This window comes from Natronincola ferrireducens (genome assembly GCF_900100845.1).
GTDB lineage: Bacteria > Bacillota > Clostridia > Peptostreptococcales > Natronincolaceae > Natronincola_B > Natronincola_B ferrireducens.
In genome coordinates this window covers 105,356-125,019 of the sequence record NZ_FNFP01000004.1, presented here as the reverse complement: position 1 = coordinate 125,019, position 19,664 = coordinate 105,356, and the positions used below count along the sequence as shown (strand labels likewise).

21 protein-coding genes are annotated in these 19,664 nt (G+C 35.9%); 4 read left to right on the top strand and 17 right to left on the bottom strand.

Annotation, left to right across the window (positions count from 1 at the left end; translation table 11 throughout):
* Window positions 1-83: 83 nt before the first annotated feature.
* The 6 genes from arcC to BLS22_RS10365 all read right to left on the bottom strand — a co-directional run bounded on the left by arcC (window position 84) and on the right by BLS22_RS10365 (window position 6,439).
* Complete coding sequence (gene arcC / locus BLS22_RS10390; RefSeq protein ID WP_090553687.1) at window positions 84-1,043, bottom strand: carbamate kinase; 960 nt, start codon at window positions 1,041-1,043, stop codon at window positions 84-86.
* A gap of 15 nt (window positions 1,044-1,058) precedes the next feature.
* Complete coding sequence (gene argF / locus BLS22_RS10385) at window positions 1,059-2,051, bottom strand: ornithine carbamoyltransferase (RefSeq protein WP_090553686.1); 993 nt, start codon at window positions 2,049-2,051, stop codon at window positions 1,059-1,061.
* Between the two features lie 161 nt (window positions 2,052-2,212).
* Window positions 2,213-3,433 (bottom strand): arginine deiminase, encoded by a 1,221-nt coding sequence (arcA, locus tag BLS22_RS10380; protein ID WP_090553685.1) that lies wholly within the window; start codon window positions 3,431-3,433, stop codon window positions 2,213-2,215.
* 524 nt (window positions 3,434-3,957) lie between these two features.
* Entirely contained in the window at window positions 3,958-4,224 is a 267-nt protein-coding gene (locus BLS22_RS10375; RefSeq protein WP_090553684.1) for a Veg family protein, read from the bottom strand.
* A 211-nt stretch (window positions 4,225-4,435) separates the two neighbouring features.
* Entirely contained in the window at window positions 4,436-5,839 is a 1,404-nt protein-coding gene (locus BLS22_RS10370; RefSeq protein WP_090553683.1) for an N-acetylmuramoyl-L-alanine amidase, read from the bottom strand.
* A gap of 156 nt (window positions 5,840-5,995) precedes the next feature.
* Window positions 5,996-6,439: a MarR family winged helix-turn-helix transcriptional regulator gene (locus BLS22_RS10365; protein ID WP_143011279.1), complete on the bottom strand. Its 444-nt coding sequence runs from the start codon at window positions 6,437-6,439 to the stop codon at window positions 5,996-5,998.
* Window positions 6,440-6,758: 319 nt separating this feature from the next.
* Between BLS22_RS10365 and BLS22_RS15145 the strand changes: the two genes are divergently transcribed.
* Window positions 6,759-6,926 (top strand): hypothetical protein, encoded by a 168-nt coding sequence (locus BLS22_RS15145; protein ID WP_176762136.1) that lies wholly within the window; start codon window positions 6,759-6,761, stop codon window positions 6,924-6,926.
* 154 nt (window positions 6,927-7,080) lie between these two features.
* On the opposite strand, the gene BLS22_RS15640 is transcribed toward BLS22_RS15145, so the two are convergent.
* Complete coding sequence (locus BLS22_RS15640) at window positions 7,081-7,368, bottom strand: iron-sulfur cluster biosynthesis family protein (protein WP_332925426.1); 288 nt, start codon at window positions 7,366-7,368, stop codon at window positions 7,081-7,083.
* Window positions 7,369-7,871: 503 nt separating this feature from the next.
* On the opposite strand from BLS22_RS15640, the gene nhaC reads away from it, so the two are divergent.
* On the top strand, window positions 7,872-9,287 hold the full coding sequence (gene nhaC, locus BLS22_RS10360; RefSeq protein ID WP_330386513.1) for a Na+/H+ antiporter NhaC: 1,416 nt from the start codon (window positions 7,872-7,874) through the stop codon (window positions 9,285-9,287).
* A gap of 80 nt (window positions 9,288-9,367) precedes the next feature.
* Here nhaC and BLS22_RS10355 read toward each other — a convergent pair whose 3' ends face one another.
* The 6 genes from BLS22_RS10355 to BLS22_RS10330 all read right to left on the bottom strand — a co-directional run bounded on the left by BLS22_RS10355 (window position 9,368) and on the right by BLS22_RS10330 (window position 14,550).
* Entirely contained in the window at window positions 9,368-10,012 is a 645-nt protein-coding gene (locus tag BLS22_RS10355; RefSeq protein ID WP_090553681.1) for an FMN-binding protein, read from the bottom strand.
* A gap of 170 nt (window positions 10,013-10,182) precedes the next feature.
* Entirely contained in the window at window positions 10,183-10,833 is a 651-nt protein-coding gene (gene phoU, locus BLS22_RS10350) for a phosphate signaling complex protein PhoU (protein ID WP_090553680.1), read from the bottom strand.
* A 15-nt stretch (window positions 10,834-10,848) separates the two neighbouring features.
* Complete coding sequence (gene pstB, locus BLS22_RS10345; RefSeq protein WP_143011278.1) at window positions 10,849-11,601, bottom strand: phosphate ABC transporter ATP-binding protein PstB; 753 nt, start codon at window positions 11,599-11,601, stop codon at window positions 10,849-10,851.
* Between the two features lie 92 nt (window positions 11,602-11,693).
* The gene (pstA, locus tag BLS22_RS10340) at window positions 11,694-12,539 is read right to left on the bottom strand and encodes a phosphate ABC transporter permease PstA (protein WP_090553678.1); all 846 of its coding nucleotides are present in this window, start codon (window positions 12,537-12,539) and stop codon (window positions 11,694-11,696) included.
* Window positions 12,540-13,478: a phosphate ABC transporter permease subunit PstC gene (pstC, locus tag BLS22_RS10335; protein ID WP_208974696.1), complete on the bottom strand. Its 939-nt coding sequence runs from the start codon at window positions 13,476-13,478 to the stop codon at window positions 12,540-12,542. It abuts the gene before it with no gap.
* A gap of 163 nt (window positions 13,479-13,641) precedes the next feature.
* Window positions 13,642-14,550: a PstS family phosphate ABC transporter substrate-binding protein gene (locus BLS22_RS10330; protein WP_090553677.1), complete on the bottom strand. Its 909-nt coding sequence runs from the start codon at window positions 14,548-14,550 to the stop codon at window positions 13,642-13,644.
* A 264-nt stretch (window positions 14,551-14,814) separates the two neighbouring features.
* Here BLS22_RS10330 and BLS22_RS10325 point away from each other — a divergent pair, with 264 nt between their 5' ends.
* Complete coding sequence (locus BLS22_RS10325; protein WP_090553676.1) at window positions 14,815-16,428, top strand: putative manganese-dependent inorganic diphosphatase; 1,614 nt, start codon at window positions 14,815-14,817, stop codon at window positions 16,426-16,428.
* Window positions 16,429-16,466: 38 nt separating this feature from the next.
* On the opposite strand, the gene BLS22_RS10320 is transcribed toward BLS22_RS10325, so the two are convergent.
* The 3 genes from BLS22_RS10320 to BLS22_RS10315 form a co-directional block, all read right to left on the bottom strand.
* On the bottom strand, window positions 16,467-16,763 hold the full coding sequence (locus BLS22_RS10320; protein ID WP_090553675.1) for a hypothetical protein: 297 nt from the start codon (window positions 16,761-16,763) through the stop codon (window positions 16,467-16,469).
* A gap of 28 nt (window positions 16,764-16,791) precedes the next feature.
* Window positions 16,792-16,917: a hypothetical protein gene (locus BLS22_RS15525; RefSeq protein WP_280139576.1), complete on the bottom strand. Its 126-nt coding sequence runs from the start codon at window positions 16,915-16,917 to the stop codon at window positions 16,792-16,794.
* Between the two features lie 104 nt (window positions 16,918-17,021).
* Entirely contained in the window at window positions 17,022-17,588 is a 567-nt protein-coding gene (locus tag BLS22_RS10315; protein WP_090553674.1) for an HD domain-containing protein, read from the bottom strand.
* A 311-nt stretch (window positions 17,589-17,899) separates the two neighbouring features.
* Here BLS22_RS10315 and BLS22_RS10310 point away from each other — a divergent pair, with 311 nt between their 5' ends.
* Window positions 17,900-18,571 (top strand): metal-dependent hydrolase, encoded by a 672-nt coding sequence (locus BLS22_RS10310; RefSeq protein ID WP_090553673.1) that lies wholly within the window; start codon window positions 17,900-17,902, stop codon window positions 18,569-18,571.
* 37 nt (window positions 18,572-18,608) lie between these two features.
* On the opposite strand, the gene splB is transcribed toward BLS22_RS10310, so the two are convergent.
* Window positions 18,609-19,634, bottom strand: coding sequence for a spore photoproduct lyase (splB, locus tag BLS22_RS10305; RefSeq protein ID WP_143011277.1), 1,026 nt, complete (start codon window positions 19,632-19,634; stop codon window positions 18,609-18,611).
* Window positions 19,635-19,664: the final 30 nt, after the last annotated feature.

Below are 19,664 nucleotides of genomic sequence, written 5' to 3'. Positions count from 1 at the left end.
TATAGTTAAGTATTATTATTGATTTTTATATAATTCTATAGTGAAATAAGGGGACCCCAGGTGGGTACTTCTGCCCTAAATAATTATTGTAATATAGTTCCTGTTTTTCCTTGAATTCCTTCCTTAGCCTTTTCTAAAGAGGTAATTAATGCTTTTCTTCCAGCCTTTGATTCAACGAATTTTATAGCAGCCTTTACTTTAGGCAGCATAGAACCAGGAGCAAAATGTCCTTCTTCTATATACTGCTTCGCTTCCCCTATCGTCATAGTATCCAATTCTTTTTGCTCAGGTGTATTGAAATAAATAGATACTTTTTCAACCGCGGTTAAAATAATCAAATAATCTGCCTCCAATATTTCTGCTATCTTCTCTGATGCAAAATCTTTGTCAATTACAGCCGGAACCCCCTTTAGTGCCCCCATATCCTCCTTAATTACTGGTATACCGCCACCACCCACTGTGATGACAATATGTCCCGCCTCTACCAAGGTTTTTATAATGGGAGCTTCTACCACATCTAACGGCTCCGGTGAGGCCACCACCCTTCTCCAACCCCTTCCGGAATCTTCCTTGATAGTATAGCCCTTTTTATCCATAAGGATTTTAGCTTCTTCCTCATTAAAGAAGGAGCCTACCGGCTTTGTCGGATTTTCAAAACCTGGATCATTTTTATCCACCACTACTTGGGTAACAATGGTGGCAACATTTTTATCTAATCCTCTATTTTTCATTTCTTCTCTAATTCCTTGTTGTAAGTGATAACCTATGTAGCCTTGACTCATGGCACCACATTCTGGGAAAGGCATGACTGGTATACCAGGATTAGTTTGAGCAGCTGCTTCATAGGTGGCAATTATCTGCCCTACCTGAGGCCCATTACCATGGGCAATAATTACCTCATGACCTTCTTCAATTAAATCCACAATAGCCACTGCTGTTTCCTTTGCAGTAACCAACTGAGATTCTGCTCTAGTATCCTTGGGATCAGCTTGTAGAGCATTGCCTCCTAGGGCCAATACGATTCTACTCTTCTTCTGCATCATGCTGTGTCCTCCTTTTTATAAAGTTGCTACCATAACCGCTTTTATAGTATGCATTCTGTTTTCTGCTTCATCAAATACTACAGAATGCTTACTTTTAAAGACTTCATCCGTAACTTCCATTTCCTTCAACCCAAACTTTTCATGGATTTCTCTTCCAACCTTTGTTTCAATGTCATGGAAGGCAGGTAAACAGTGCATAAAAATCACATCTGGATTTCCTGTCATCTTCAACATATTCATATTCACTTGATAAGGCAATAGCTGTTTGATTCTAGCCTCAAACTCAGCTTCTTCCCCCATAGATACCCATACATCTGTGTAGATTACATCTACATCTTTAACTCCTTCGGCAATGTCTTCTGTTAGAGTGATTTTACCTCCTGTTGCCTTAGCAACATCCCTCATTTCAGCAACCAATTCTTCAGATGGGAATAACTCCTTTGGTGCTACAGCTCTGAAATCCATCCCCATTTTAGCTGCTCCGATCATTAAAGAATTACCCATGTTATTTCTAGCATCTCCCACATAACTTAACTTCACCTTGTTTAAAGGCTTCATTAGGTGCTCTGTAATAGTTAACAGGTCGGCTAAAATTTGGGTTGGATGGTATAGGTCTGTTAAGCCATTCCATACTGGAACCCCTGCATGCTTTGCCAACAATTCAACAACCTCTTGTTTAAAACCTCTATATTCCATCCCATCATAAAATCTTCCTAAAACCTTTGCTGTGTCCTCTAAAGATTCCTTTTTTCCGATTTGAGAATCATTGGTTCCTAAAAAGGTAACATGGGCACCTTCATCTAGAGCCGCCACTTCAAAAGCACATCTAGTTCTAGTAGATGTTTTATCAAATAGCAAAACAATATTTTTTCCTTCTAATAATTTTTCCTTTCCACCATTTCTCTTTTTAACCTTTAAATCTCTAGATAAGTCCAGTAAATATTGGATTTCCTGGGGGGTGAAATCCTTTAATGTAAGTAAGCTTCTCCCTTTTAAATTAACCGGCATGAAGAATTCCTCCTTAAAATATAATTTTTATCCTTCGATGTATTGCTAAGACTCACCCCACTTAAGGGGGAGATCAAGCACTACATCCTCGAAGTAAATTCGGCTATAATTCATAGGCCGTAAAAACCCCCTATGAATTAAATATCATTTTATTTTTTTATTTATAAGTCCTCTCTTACCAGTGGCATAGACATACATCGTGGACCTCCCCTCCCCCTTACTAACTCAGACCCTTCTATTTCTATAACTTCTATCCCATGTTGTCTTAAGGTTTCATTCGAGGATTCATTTCTGTTGTAGGTAACAACAACCCCCGGAGCAATAGCTAGTGTATTGGTACTGTCATTCCATTGTTCCCGGGCAGCTGTAATTTCATCACCACCACCACTTTGAATAAATTTTATGGCGGGTAGATTTAAAGCATTCTTTAGAGCATCCTTTAAGCTATCCATTGGTTTTACTTTAGGTGTCATTTTCCCTGCTGTTAGTTCATAGGCCTTTACCGTATCCTCTATCCCAGGATAAATTGTAAATTTATCCTGATCCACCATTGTAAATACCGTATCTAAATGCATATAGGCTCTAGTACAGGGTATTTCTACAGCAATTACCTTTTCTATATTGCTTTCCTTAAATAGTCTTTGAGAGATGGTTTCTATAGCAGCAGCAGAGGTTCTTTCACTACAGCCTATAGCCACCACCTTAGGACTCAATACCAGTATGTCTCCTCCTTCTAAACTGTGGGTTTCCTTATAATCGTACCATAGGGGGGTTACCTCTCTTTTAAAGGTTGGATGATACTGATAAATATACTTTAAAAACATGGTTTCTCGATCTCTAGCCGCCGTCTTCATTTTATTAATAGATAGTCCTTCACCAATTACAGCACCAATATCTCTAGTAAAATAAAGATTGGGAAGAGGATTAATATAAAAGGGGTATTCTCTCCGTATATAATCTACTAAATGAAGTTCCCTTTCTATATCAGGGAAATCCCTTTTATGAAGGCCTGCTATGGCAATTTCCACAATTTCTTCAACGGTCTTGCCTTGAAGAAATTCTATTAGCAGCCTTTCTAGATCAACATTCTTTATATTGCAGTTCGTTACAATATCCGTAATAAAATTAAATCTGATAGTCCTATCCTTTAGAATTTCATCCAATAGTGTTTCGTAATAATAAGTTTGACAGCCCCTATCCTCCATCATCTTTGCAAAACCATCATGCTCCTCCTTCATTTTCTTTAACCAAGGTATATCATCAAATAACAGCTCTTGTAAGTACTGAGGAGTCAATCTTTCCAGCTCTCTTCCAGGTCTATGTAAAAGAACTATTTTTAATTTACCTATTTCAGAAGATACATTTAAAAATCTTTCTGGCATTTACATCCCCCCCTTTTTGTTTTTCCTTTAATTAAGGTGCTATTAAACAATACCGTTGATTTATTTTTAACTAATTATACATATTTTTTTATAAATATTCAAGTATTTATTTAATACTTCTTCTAATTTTAGGTGAGTTATAGGGAATCTATTTCATGGATTCCTTTAAGCTTGTTGATTTTTAAAACACGTTAAGAAGTCTATATAATCCCTTTCCTACATAATATGCTGTATCTCCTGAAATATACAATATTAATGTTTATGTTAAATAGGATGTGCATTAAAAAAATACTGAATTTTCTTGAATGTTTTTTAAAAATAATACATATTTATTCTATTCCTAGATCAAATCAATGCTTTTCAATGTTTGTTATAGATCTTTGATTAATTGTATAAATATGAATTTTATTATGCTATATATTCTTAAGGAAATCATCTATTCATTCCCCATTTGTTGAAAAATAGTTACTTCCCATTTTTTCATCAAAAATAAAAAAAAACCACCTGGTCTTAGGTGGTTTACACTAACTTACTTTTATCTCATGATTGTCTTTACTGACGGTGACTTCTACTGACTCGGTTAGAATATCGGAATAGCTGTAGGATACTCGTCTTACGGAATTATAATCCCCATTGATTCTCACTACAAAAATACTTGGATAAGTGTTTTCTAAAACACCTTCCCGAACCATGGTTCTCTTTCTACCTTTATTTGCCTTTAATGTGACCTTCTCTCCTACATATCCTTCGATATTTCTTCTAATTTCATTTAAGGTATTTCTATCTGCCAAACCATCACCTTCTTTCACATCTCTAACAACATGTATAATAATATATATGATAACACAATATTAAAACTTTGTCAATTGGTTTAACAAAATATTATACAATGTTTACAAGAGACTTGTCAACAAATCTTTTCTATAATAAATTGCGGAAAAAATAAATTTTTCTTTATAAAATCAACTAAAATCTCATGAATCCATAAAATCACAAAAATATTTAAAGAGAATATCTATAATACTCTACAATCCCTTTGGCTATGGCTAGGGCAGCCTTTTCTCTAAATTCCTGCTCCATTAAAAGAGCTTCTTCCTGGGGATTGGATATATGGGCTAATTCTATATGGATAGAACTGACTTTTACATCCCGCAGCAAAAAGAATTCTGCTGTTTTCACGCCTCTATTGGTGGTATGCAATTGACGGGTTATTTCCTCTATAATGATTTTCCCTAGCTTTTTAGCATCTTCATCTCCTCTATAATAATAGATCTCTGTCCCTGAAATAGATGGATGCTTAAAATAGTTTTGATGGATAGTAATAAAAAAATCAGGTGAAATTTCATTAGCAAAGGAAGCCCTTTGTGTGAGGGGAATATATTCATCTTCTCTTCTCGTCATGTATACATCAGCACCCAATTGTTGTAGATGCTCCTCCAAGCTAAAGCAGACGGCTAAATTTACATCCTTTTCCCTTAATCCTTTGGAGCCTACATGGTCTTCTCCTTTTTCACCACCATGGGCTGCATCAATTACTATAGTCTTTCCCTTTAAGGGCTTTTTTATGTCACTTGCCTCCATATTTTTAAAGCTTATCCCCGTATAGTAATATTCTAATATTTCATGAAATTTTTTGCCTGTCTTGGCCATTTCATTGGCGCCATATTGACATAAACCCACACCATCACCTTTTCCTGTAGTAAAAAACCTTATTTTCTCTGGTTTCCAACTAAATCTTGTGGAGTTTAATTGTAAAAGTTCCATTAATTTCTTTCCGGTAAATTCCCTTCCCCCAACCTTCAGCCTGATAACTCTTCCCTCTTCATCCCGAACAATATCATAAAACATATTTTCAATTTCCAAGGTTTTAGATGGACTTTCCTTTATAAATTGAACCCCTAGCTTCTCTTCTATATCTTCAATGGTCATATCCTTATAGCTAAGATTATAAGGGGTGTTTTGACAATAGCTACATAGTACCTTGCGTAAATATTGAACAATGTTACCATCCACATTTTCACTATTCTCAGTGGCACCACCACAAACCGTGTGAAATCTAGCATCGATAGGTTTGTTATTAAAAATAATAATGATGCCTTCTGTATCATCTACTGTATTATTTAAAGTGCTTATATTTTTTTGAAAATTCCTGCCCCACACTTCCCTATAATCTTCCAACGGGATAATACCCTCAAATGCCTCCAGAGATATGTGGGGTTCCTTTAACATTTTAGCTATTTTCGTCCTCATAATAATACTTTGACACTTTAAGGCCTCTATATGAAAAGTCAGCGGCATACTCCATGCCACCAACTCTTTTACTAGTTCCTCCAGTGGTTTTGTTGTTATCTTATCCCCAATGGGATTGTATATATTTATATATATTGTTTCAATAGCTTTTTTCAACTCCTTTACCCCCCTTATTCTTTTGAGTCCTGCTAATAGAAGTAATCTCCTCTCAAATCTTTGATTGTAGTATATAATATGAAAAAATTTGATTCCGTGTGCATAATTCCAACTTCTATCGCATAATAGTGACTCTTACTTTGGGGATAAGGAGCCTTATTTTTTTCCTTTAAATATATTACTTAAGATCTCTAGGCCTTGATGAACCTGCTGTCTAGCGTCTTCCTCTAAGCCTTCTAATTCAATAGTTATGGTTTCTAATAATCTTGTTCTTATTTCCTTTACTTTTTTATTTCCCTTTTCTGTTAAGCTGACATAAACATTTCTTCTATCCTTAACGCAACTTTTTCTCTCTACATAATCCTCCTCCACTAGCTTATTCAACATACAGGTCATAGTTCCCTTACTGACCTCCATAACTTCACTGAGGCTTGACATGTTACAAATTTCTAAGTTGCCAATAATAAATAGCACTTGAAATTGCGGTAAGGTAAGAACATCTTTGCCTTTTAGACTTTTGTATTGATATCTCATCCATCTACCAAAGGAAAGATAAAAACTTTGTAGCATTTCCGGGATTTCATTTTCTGTCAATTCCATCACCCTGCCTTTCTTCTATGTTGTATATTATATAATTAATAAGGGCATAGTTTCAATATAAAACATTTTGATTTTAGAATTATTTCCTTGTCAAATCATTTTCAATCCTCTATAATGATAATTAGAAATATTTGTAATCGTTATTTTTTATAACCCATAGGGATTAGGGGTTGTATAATTTGTGAACAAATTATAATTTTGGTAGTGTATTTCAACAAAGTGTAATAATAAATCCTTCAAGGAAAAGACTTTACTCTTTTCCTATAGTTTATATTTTTCACTATATAGATAAATTTTTTGAATGTTTTGAGGTGATGGCATGAAGTGTCCTATTTGTGGAAATGAACATACAGGTAAACTCAGTAAATCCAGGTATTTTTGTAGTGATTGCTTTATAGAAATCTTTTATTCTAAAAGCCGCGAATTAAAAATTTTAAAAATACTAGAGGATGGTACAGCCTTTCCAGTATCTATGATTGAAAAGTAAATACACCAAAGTTTAATTTATAACTTTTCTGTTGATTACTTATATAGAGTACATCTTTAATTTACTGTCAATGACTTTGTGAAAATACAAATAAATCATATAAAATTGACCCCCTTCAACATCAGAAGGGGGTCAATTATTTTGCTAATTTTCTTTAATGGCAGCTGCCACCATATTTTAAGGAAACGATAAATTGTTTGCTAAACCAACCTTTTGCATAATCTACTATTACTTCTTTGTATTGTTCATCTAAGCTTTTATCCACAGCAAATTTTATGCCTTCTACTTCCTTTACAACATCAGTATTCTTTGCCTCATCCAGAGACAAGCTAAATCTAGGGCCTCCTCAACCAATACCACTTATATAAATTCGAACAGCTTTATTGTTGTTATTTTGCTTTATGATTTCTTCTTTAGCAATTTCTGACAATGAAATTTTCATGGTAATACCTCCCATCGAATATCCCCCCCCTCTCGGTGGGGTATACTTCTATTATATGTGACCTTTCCTTAAAAGTCAATATTTACAAAAATAAAATCTTTGAGTTTTTATTCGAATTATTGTATAATATTTTTATGCTTATTTATTTTATTTGTTGAAATACAAAGGTTTTTCAGTCAGCTTTTATTGGATTTTTTTAGTATGGGTTTGTATATTTTTTATCAATAAGACCTCTATTTCATCTACAGTTATATGCTATGGAAAACCTAGGTGTTTTCTTTTTTATAGAAACATTGGTCTATATTATATGGGGTATAGGCTCTACATCAATGTTTGTTAAAAAATAAACTTATGTTTGAATTTTCAGAGTTTTGTGATATGATAGTACAAAACTATGCTGTTTATGGACAAAAAGTTTAGCTGTGATGAAAGAGGTGATAGGATAAGCTGCAAATTTTTACATTGTGTAGAAAATTTTTAAAATTTAAAAAGGAGGGAACAGTATGAGTATGAAAGAAAAAAAACGAGCTACTCTTGGACACGCACTAATTCCTATTTTATTTTTAATTGTGGTATTATCGATATCTATTGTTGTGTTTGAACAAGATCCTCACATACCCATTATTTTCGCTATCATTGTAGCATCCCTTGTGGCGGTTTATCAATTGGGTTATACATGGGGTGAATTAGAGGAGGGTATTCTTGATACCATTAAAATGGGTATGCAGGCCAGCTTAATTCTCATGGTTATCGGTACCATCATTGGTGCTTGGATCTTAAGTGGTACTGTGCCTACAATGATTTATTATGGACTACAAATATTATCTCCTGGAATCTTTCTTGTAGCTACGGCTATTATTTGTTCTATTGTTTCTATATCTACTGGTAGCTCTTGGACAACCGCCGGGACAGTTGGTATCGCATTACTGGGTGTTGGTGCTGGTTTAGAAATTCCAGCTCATATCACTGCCGGTGCAATTATTTCAGGTGCTTACTTTGGAGACAAAATGTCCCCGCTTTCCGATACAACTAATCTAGCTCCAGCTATGGCTGGTTCCAATTTGTTTGAACATATCAAGCATATGTTCTATACAACAGTTCCTAGTTTAATTATCGCCCTTATCCTTTACGGAATTATCGGTTCCAGATATGCTGGTAGAGAATTGGATATGTCCAACATTACTTTAATGTTAGATACCATGAAGGATAACTTTATGATTTCACCTGTATTATTGATTCCACCAGTTCTTGTTATCGCTATTGTTGTTATGAAGGTTCCTGCCCTACCTGGATTAATTACAGGTACATTGATAGGTGGAGCCTTTGCCATGATTTTTCAAGGGGCATCCTTTGGTGATTTCATTGAAGCAGCCCACTACGGATTTGAAATGGAATCTGGCGTTGAGATTATTGACGATTTATTAAGCCGTGGTGGTTTAGATGGTATGATGTGGACAGTTTCCTTGATTTTAATTGCTTTATCCTTTGGTGGTGTTCTAGAGAAAACTGGTATGCTACAAGCAGTTGGAGAGTCTATCTTAAAGCTTGCCAACAGCACAGGTTCTTTAATCCTTTCTACTATTTTAACAGGCATTGCAGTTAACCTATTAACAGGAGAGCAATATCTGTCTATCGTTATTCCTGGTAGGATGTATAAAGAAATCTATGCAGAAAAAGGTATTCATCCTAAGGTCCTCTCTAGAACTTTGGAAGATGCCGGTACCATCACATCACCATTGATTCCTTGGAATACTTGCGGTGCTTATATGTGGGGTACTCTAGGAATCCATCCATTTGCCTATGCACCCTATGCTTTCTTAAATATACTAAACCCACTTATAGCGATACTTTACGGTTATATTGGATTTAGTATTACAAAACTTGATAAAGTTGAAGAAAAGCCAGCAGCATCTAAGTAAAGTTTATTAAAGGGAACCCTAGAGGTTCCCTTCTTTGTTGTATAAAAAACCTCGAGGTGTATGTCCTCGAGGTTTTTTATCTATAATTGTAATGCAGCTCTTACAGCATCAATAACTCCCTTACTAGATGCGGTAGCACCTGTCACTGTATCTATTTCTAGAGATTGGGTATCAATGATTTTATCTAGGGTCTTTAGGGCTGCAGTGTCTCCTAAACCTTCTGTATCATTGATTTCCACTAAATCAATTTTGGTTACTTTCCCATCAACTACTTCTGCTTTAACTTTAATATCTCCATCAAAGCCTTTAGCTACACCTTCATATTCTCCATCTTCAACTGTAATAATAAAGGGAGCAAAAACCTCTGCTGCTTTTTCATCTTCAATACCTAAAGCATTCTTCACAGCATTGATAGTTCCTAAACTAGACATAGTAGCTCCAGTTGCAACATCAACATCAGTTGATTGAGCTTCAATGATTCTTTCTATCACCTTATCAGCAGCAGTATCTCCTAATCCAGGTGTATCATTGATTTCCAATATTTGGATAGACACTATCTCTTCCTCTGCCATTTCAACTCTTACTCGGATAGTTCCCCCATAGCCTTCGGCTGTGCCTTCATAAAATTCACTATCAGGACCACCAAAAATTATGTTGCCTCCAAATAATATAGCGATAGCTAATAATGGTAAAATCACTATAGCGATTGTCTGTTGTTTTGTCAAATCAAAACACCTCCTAAATATAAATACATATTCTATAATAACATAAATCTTAACAATTTAAAATGTTTTTTAGTTAACAACCATTGTTACTGTTTTGGAAAAAGTATAGCTACGGCAATACTATATCCGCCTCTCTAGGTTTCAAAAGAAAAAGGCCCCTAAGGACCTTATTAGTTAATTTCTATCCGTTCTCCAGTCACCATATAGATGATTCGTTCCCCAATATTAGTAGCATGATCAGCAATTCGTTCTAAATATCTTCCTATAAACAAAAGATGGGTTGCCTGTTTGACGATTTCTGGATTTTCTATCATCATTGTAATCAATTCACTATAGATGGCCTCATAGAGCTCATCCACTGCTTCATCATCAAGGGCTACTTCTTCTGCTAGATAAATGTCTTCCTTCATAAAGGCGTCTAAGCTTTTTCTTACCATATCCTCTGATAATCTTGCCATTTTAGGAATGTCTATCAGGGGCTTAATGAGGGGTTCATTACCAATTGTCAAGGTGATTTTCGCTATATTAACAGCATGATCCCCCATTCTTTCTAGATCAGTAATAATCTTCATAATGGTTCCAACAACCCTTAGGTCCTTTGCCATAGGCTGCTGAAGGGCTAAAAGCTTCATACACTCCTGTTCAATTGTTAATTCCAACTCATCAATAGCATCATCCATTTCATAAACCTTTTTAGCCATCTCTAAATCTTGTTTTGCTAGGGCCTGTATAGACACTTCTATAATATCCTGTACCATCGCCCCCATTTTTAGTAATTGAATATTTAACTGTCTTAGATCATTTATAAATTGATTTCTCATGGATTTCCCCCCTATTTAACCAAATCGTCCAGTAATATAATCTTCTGTGCGTTTATCTCTTGGTGTAGTAAAGATTTTTTGGGTTTTATCTACTTCAATTAAATCCCCCATTAGGAAAAAAGCTGTGTTGTCTGAAATCCTTGCTGCCTGTTGCATGGAGTGGGTTACAATAACAATCGTATAATTTTTCTTTAGTTCAATGATAAGCTCCTCTATTTTTGCCGTTGCTATAGGATCTAGGGCTGATGTAGGCTCATCCATCAGTAGTACCTCTGGCTTCATTGCCAAGGCTCTAGCAATGCAAAGCCTTTGCTGTTGACCCCCGGACAGACCTAAGGCTGATTTATCTAATCTATCCTTTACCTCATCCCATAGAGCCGCCTCCCTTAAGCTCCTCTCCACAATTTCATCCAGCTGTTTTTTGTCCTTTATCCCATATCGTTTTGGTCCGTAGGCTACATTTTCATAGATAGATTTTGGAAAAGGATTGGGCTTTTGAAATACCATCCCTATTCTTCTCCTAAGAGCAACTACATCTACATCATCACGATAAATGTCTTGATCCTCTAGGCATAAGCTTCCCGCTGTTTTTACATTGTCAATTAAATCATTCATTCTATTTAAGGTTCTCAAAAATGTGGATTTTCCACAACCTGAAGGGCCGATTAATGCAGTTACCTTTTTTTCTTCTATATTTAAATCTATATTTCTCAATGCTTGGAAATCACCATAATATAGGTTTAAGTTCTTTACAGATATTTTAGACATCACTTTTCCTCCTAATCTAGTAGGTGTCCTATTACAAGATTTTAATCTTGTTTCATTTTTAATAATTATTTCAAAAAAATAATCTATAGTATTTATGCCCTATTGGACATCTTAAATTTTATTCGTATGGTGGTGGCAATCATAAAAAATATCCCCACTATTCCTAATAAAACCAATGCAGTCCCGTATTTAATCTCCTCAGGCATATCTGGTACCTGGGTGGAGATAATATATAAGTGATAGGGTAATGCCATGGCCTGGTCAAACACTGATTTAGGTAGTCTAGGCAGGAAGAAGGCTGCTACTGTCAGAAGTATAGGTGCTGTCTCTCCTGCTGCTCTTCCGATTCCTAAAATTCCTCCTGTCAGTATCCCTGACATTGCATGGGGTAAAACAACATTTTGAATGGTTTGCCACTTTGTAGCTCCTAGGGCTAGGGAGGCTTCCCTATAGCTCTGAGGAACACTTTTTAGCGCCTCCTCCGATGCTGTAATAACAATTGGCAAAATCAAACATGCTAAAGTTAATGCTCCCGCCAAGATAGAGGAGCCAAACCCTAAGAACAGTACAAATAATCCTAATCCGAATAGTCCATAAACAACTGAAGGAACCCCTGCTAAATTCAGTATCGCTAAACGGATTAGCTTGTAGAGTCTTCCATGGGTTGCATATTCTGTTAAATAAATGGCTGAACCTATTCCTAAAGGTAAAGCAAAAGCAATAGTTCCCAATACAAGATAAATAGTCCCTACAATAGCCGGGAAAATTCCTCCCTCCCGCATCCCTTTACGGGGCATGGCAGTAATAAACTCCCAGTTAATGCCCTCTAAACCTTTCACAACAATAAATCCTATAATCAATAGTGTAGGAATTACCACCAAAAGCATGGTAAATGTCAATACACAAAAGGTAATCTTTTCCCTTGCTTGCTTACTCATTTATAGTCCCTCCCTTTTTGCTCTCGAGAGAACAAAGTCGGCTATCAGATTAATACAGGTTGTCATAGTTAATAACACAAGTCCAACAGCGAATAGGGCATGATAATGGGTACCATTTCTTACGGTGTCTCCCATCTCTGCGGCAATGGTTGCCGTCATAGTTCTTCCAGATATCAAAAATGAGTTAGGTATTTGGGCTGCATTACCTGTTACCATCATAACTGTCATGGTTTCACCAATAGCCCTACCAATCCCTAGCATAACAGCTGCTATGATCCCCGATGAGGCGGCGGGAACTAACACATGCTTGATGGTTTCCCACTGTGTAGCCCCAAGGGCTAAGGATGCCTCCTTGTACTCCTTAGGCAGTGCTGAAATAGCATCGTCAGAAATACTAATAATGGTAGGCAGTGCCATAAGGGATACTAGGATAGATCCCGTTAGGACTGTAAAGCCTGAGGATAAAGCGAAAGTAATTCTGACCCAATTGGATAGAACCACAATTCCTAAAAACCCTAACACCACTGAAGGTATAGCTGATAAAAATTCTATAATGACCTTTAATGCCGTCTTGATTTTCGGCGGTGCCACCTCAGCAATGTAGATGGCACTACCGATACCTATGGGGACGGAAATAAGGATAGCTCCCAGGGTTACCATTACAGATCCTGCTACGATAGGCAGGATACCATATTGGGGATTGACCGATACAGGAAACCAGTATCTTCCTAGAAAAAATTCCCTAGGTGTTACATCTCGAAAGAGCATAATGCCTGTTTTAAGAAGAAAAAGAAAAATTAATCCAACGATAACTACTGATGTAACCCCCATCAACAATATGATATTTTCAATAACAAATTCACCTAATCTATGTTTAATGCCCTTTTTCAGGCTTTTTCTATGCTTGATTGCTTCCATTCTTACAGCTGATTCCTTCATATAAACCACCCTTCTATTTTTAAAAGGTATTAATATATAAACTTTAAAATTGTCCTATCTTTTTCTATCCCCATAGAAAATAATAGTAGTAACTTTCTTAAAACATACGATAGAAGGATGACTAACAATCTAGCCATCCCTATCCTATGAAGTTTTTAGGTTATTATCTTACTGGTATAAATCCTATATCTTCAACGATAAACTGTCCTTTGTCACCCATAATAAAGTCCATGTAAAGCTTGATTACACCTATTGGTTCTCCTGCTGTGTATAGGAACAATGGTCTAGCTACTGGATAGTCTCCACTCATAACTGTTTCAAGAGATGGGTATACAGCTGAAGTATTTTCATCTTTAGCAACTGAAATACCTTTAATTTCATCACTTAGATAAGCTAATCCTACATAGCCAATACCATTTACGTCTTGCTTTAATCCTTCTACAATAGCTTGTGTGGAAGGCATTAGGTTGGAATGGGTTGCGTACTCTTCATCGTGTAACACAAATTCTTTAAAGAAGGCATAGGTTCCTGAGTTGGATTCTCTAGAGTATAATGTAATCTCTGCATCATTTCCACCAAAGTCCTTCCAGTTTGTCTTCTCTCCTGTAAAGATAGCTTTGATATCCTCCATCGTTAACTCAGTAATTGGGTTGTCTTTGTTAACTGCTACTGCTATACCGTCCCTACCTGTAACATGCTCTACTACCTCAACACCGTTAGCTTTCGCATCGTCTATTTCTTTTTGCTTGATTTGTCTTGAGGATTGGGCGATATCAATAGTTCTATTGATCATAGCAGCGATACCCGTTCCAGAACCTCCACCTGTTACTGCTAATTGTGCTTCTGGGTACTCCTCCATGAATTCCTCTGCCCATCTTTGTCCTAAGTTTACCATTGTGTCAGAACCTCTAACTTGTACCAACTTGCTAAAATCTATATCGTTACCTGTGTTTGTGTCTGCATTCCCATTATTTGTGTCGGCTTGTGTCTCTGTTGGTTGACTTGATCCACATCCTATCAACGCTACTGATGCTAACATTACTAATACAAGGAATAAAGCTAGTTTTTTCATTTAAGTACTCCCCTCTCAATCTCTATTTTAAAATTTTATTTTAGGCCTTTGGCCTCACCTTACATAACCTATTATAGTGCCTTCTGACCCTTGGATGGTTAAGGGAAGGTTAATGGAAGGTTATGTTTGTGTTAAGTTATACATTGTTTTTATATTATTTAAAAATCCTTTAATCATAAATCCATTATCTTTTTAAACTATTTTTGCTATAATACCTTTATAGTCTTGGAAGACTAAATTCCAAAGAGACCTAGGAGGAGTTTCATGTCTATTTTTGTTTTTGGTCATAAAAACCCTGACACGGATTCTGTTGCTGCAGCCATTGCTTTTTCGAATTTGAAAAACCAGTTGGGCTTTGATACTATTCCCTGTGTTTTAGGTAATATAAATAAGGAAACCAGTTATGTGTTAGATACTTTTCACCTACCAGTTCCTAAATTTCTTGATAATGTAAAGGTTCAGGTTCAGGATTTAAAATACAGCTTTGATAAAGGAGTATCAGCGGATACCTCTATCCTTTCTGTTTATAAATTAATGGAAAAGGAGGATTTGCAAACCGTTGCAGTTGTGGATGATGATAATAAGCTTCTGGGAATTGTTAGTATGAAGGATATTGCTATGGATCTCATTAAAGGGAACTTTTATCATCTTCAAACTTCTTTGAAAAACCTTCTGCAGGACTTGCAGGGGGTGGTGCTAACGGGAGATGGAGAGGGTTTTGATGGTGATATCTCTGTTGTTGCCTATTATTATAAAACCATCGCCGGTTCTCTAGGGGGAAGGGATATTATCATTGTAGGGGATACCTATGATGTCATAGAGTCTGCCATTGATTCTAAAGTTCAGCTAATTATCATTACTGGTGGAAAGGTAATTCCTGATAAATACATCGACATGGCAAGAAAAAACAAGGTGACCCTTTTATCTGTTCCTATGGACACCTATTATGTTTCTAAAATTATTAATCAGTGTAATTACGTTTCTACTATTATGCGGACAAAAAATATTATTAAATTCTACGAAGATGATTATTTAGAGGAGATAAAGGAGGAGATTATTAATACTCACTTTAGGAATTATCCTGTGGTGGACAATCAGAATGTTTTTCTAGGATTTATTAATAAGAAGCATATTTTAAATCCCCAAAGGAAGCAAACCATCCTGGTGGATCATAATGAGTATCGTCAAAGTGCCGATGGCTTAGAGGAATCTGAAATTCTAGAAATTGTAGATCACCACAAGCTAGGGGACATCTCTACCTCCATGCCTATCAACTTTAGAAATAGTGCCGTAGGTAGTACCTGTACCATCATTTATTGGATGTTTCAGGAGTATGGATTAGATATCGATGAAAAGATAGCAGGAATATTAATGTCAGGTATTATTTCCGATACCTTGTTTTTTAAGTCTCCTACTACTACAGATATGGACAAAAGGGCTATAGAAGGTCTAAATAGTATTTTGGGGTTAGATATTGAAGTCTTTGCCATGGAGATGTTTAAAACAGGAACCTCTCTCGAGGGTCAAAGCATTGAACAAATATTTTATAAGGATTTTAAAGAGTTTAAATTAGAAACCTTTAAAACCGGTATTAGTCAAGTATTTACCTTAGATATAGAAGATGTCTTTAATCGTAAGGATTCCTTCATGGAATTTATTCAGGGAGTCCACAAAAACAATCATTATGATATAACTTTGCTGTTAATTACAGATATCCTTAAGGAAGGCTCCTACATTTTGTATCAATGCAGGAATAACCATCTTATTTCCTCTGCCTTTGGTATCGAAGGAAAGCAGGGAAGCTTTGCAGCTGGGATTGTCTCTAGAAAAAAGCAGGTAATTCCTCAGCTTTTGGAGGCTATTCATTTGATAAAGTAATAAAACATAACCTCTATGCTATTCATAGGGGTTATGTTTTATTTAAATCTTCCAAGCATCGCCTTCATCACTTCATCAAAGGGCATATGGCTAAGCTGTTTCATGATTTTATCCATTTCATTTTCTTCTTTTTTTACTAAAGTACCTGATAACACCAGTTGAACACCTTGGGTTCTGTCTACAACAACAGAGGTAACTTCTAGGGTGCCGGCTAATAAGGCTAAAATTGCTAGGGCTTGAGTAGTAGTAAGACTTACTATTCCATTATTACACGCTGGATCTAATTTGTTCATTACATCCTTTGCCAGTTGATTTAATTGATCTGAGGAAAACATGGAACCCCCCCCTTTAATTTCTCCTATCCTATGGTATAACAATGGGTGGTTCTGGTTCTGGTGCAGGAATTGCCTTTCCACTTATGAATAAATATAAAATAATTAAAACAATAATTAATAGAAAATTTCTTTGAAAATCTTCTCTTCTTGCCACAAAGATCCCCCCATTATCTGTATATATTAGTATTATATTAATTTATTATCTAGTTGTGACAGAATAATGGGTCTTAACATCAAAAACTCCTGCAATGCAGGAGTTTAATCAATCAAGCTGTAACCCATTTTCTTTAATTCTGCTTCCCTTTCCCTTAGAAAGCCTATCATGTTTTCAATATGTTCTGTCATATCTAAACCAAATTCATCGGCTGCCCTTTGCATGATAGCTCTATCTACAGCCTTGGCAAAGGCCTTATCCTTTAATTTTTTCTTTACGGATTTTACCTCTAAATCATCAAAACTTCTGGAGGGTCTTACTAAAACACATGCTACAATAAAACTTCCTAGCTCATCTACTGCATAAAGGGCTTTGTCTAAGTTGCTTTTTCTTTCGGTTTCTGTATAATCAGCATGCCCCTTTACAGCATAGATGATGTCTTCCTCAAAGCCTTCTTCCTTGAGAATTTCTGTCGCCTTAAAGGGGTGCTCCTCTGGGTATTTTTCATAGTCAACATCATGAATAAGTCCAGTAATAGACCATTTCTCTACATCTTCCTCTAATTTTTTGGCATAGCCAATCATACCAGCCTCCACCGTCAAGGCATGCTTCAATAGACTATCACTTTCTACATACTTTTTAAGAATGTCAAAGGCTTGTTGTCTGTTCATTTTATTACTCCTTCCTTCTTTTGTTTATAAATTTTTTATACCTTCCTATTTATTCTACAAAGCTGAATAAAGCTCCTTCTCAATTGACACTTTTATGAGGCAATATTATTATGATGATGTTCGCTACTTTTAGAAATTTTTTTGTAATTTTAAAATCTGGAGGTATTTTTATGAAATCCTTACTCAATAAAAATCCAAATGTTGATAGGGCTATTAAACAGGTCAAAAAAGAAGTTAGAGAAAATCCTTCTACTTAAATAAACCACTTTTTGGTATAATAACCTTAAGGATAATTTTTAAGGAGGGATATCGTGAAAATTCAATATTTAGGACACTCAGCATTTTATGTTGAAGCTTCTACTATGAGGGCTTTAATTGACCCCTTTATTAGTGAGGAGGTAAAGTCCTTAGCCTTTGAAAAAGGAGGTCTTACCCATATTTTTGTTACCCATGGACATGGAGACCACTTTGGTAGTACAGTAGAATTGGCTAGAAAATATGGAGCTACTGTTATCTCCAACTATGAAATTTGTATGTATTTACAAAAGCAAGGGATTGACTTTCATCCAATGCATATTGGAGGAAGGGTTACATTAGACTTCGCTACAATCAAGATGACACCGGCTCTACATGGATCTGGCATAGAAACTGATGGGGGTATGGTTTATGGTGGTAATCCCTGTGGCTTTGTGATTGAAGCTGATGGACAAAAGCTTTATCATGCTGGAGACACTGGTCTAACCATGGATATGCAACTATTAGCTGAGGAGAATATTGATGTTGCCCTAGTACCAATCGGGGGGAATTTTACCATGGATGTAGTAGATGCTGTAAAGGCAGTGACGTTTATTAATCCTAAACAGGTTATTCCTATGCATTATAATACCTTTCCTGTTATTACTGCTTCTCCAGAGACCTTTAAGGAAAAGGTAACCAATGCTGAAGTGAAAATATTAGATATAGGTGAAGTTTATAGGTTTTAAGGGAAAGTAAGATGGAGAAGGGGGTACCCTCTCCATCTTATGTAAAATATTGAATATGACCTCGAGGAAAATGTTTTTTTATTAGTTCTTCTATATATTCCTTAGCTTCGAAAGCCTCTTCCTTACTATAAACATACTTTACCCTCCCATATTTACCCCATTTTTTAATTCTTTTATGGGGATCCATATCTAGGTTAGTATTGGGGAATCTTTCCTCTATGACTGCTTTGGCATTCATGGTAAAACGATGCTGAATCAATTCAAAGGTGATCATACTGTTCTCTCTGAAACGTAGATGTTCATGGAGACTCTCCATTAACTCTTTATAACCCTTTTTCCAATTTTCATGGAGGATGATAGGTGCAATAATAAATCCTAGAGGATATTCAGCTCTTGCTATCTTTTCTGCTGCCTTCATTCTAGCCTCCAAATCATCTACATTGTGCTCAAAGTTTTTTATAACATGATTTGAGTTAATGCTAAAGCGGAACCGGGTATGCTTATTGTGCTTGGCATCTAATAAATTATCAACATTACTAAACTTTGTCACCACCCTCAATCTTCCTCTATCTAGTGTCCCAAAATGTTCAATTGTATCCCTAAGGGTTCCAGTGATGTGCTCTACTGCCAAGGGGTCTCCGGTGCTGGCAGCTTCAAACATGGTGGCATGGGGTAGCCTTTTTTCAATATATTTATCTATTGTCTTAAACAATTCCTCCATATTTACATATACTCTTACATAGGGCTTTTTCCCTTGGGTAGTAAATAAATAGCAATATTCACAGTTTCCGGGACAATTGGTCATGAGGGAAAACTGATAATGGGCAGAAGGTTTACATACCTCTAACTTCATGCTCTTTTTTGTTCCTACAATTAAGGTCTTTTTTGCTGCTGCATATTTTGCTTTTTCATCCTTGCCAGGCAAATTTCGGACTTGGTTGTGGGATGTAGTATGAAGAATAGGTATGTGATGCTCTTCACAATAACTTAAAACTCTTTTTCCTACAGGAGTTTCCTTAGCTGATGGCTCAAAATATACTCTATCAGGCATCCAAAGCTGCAATAAAATCTCTCCTTTTTTTCTTTAGTATGT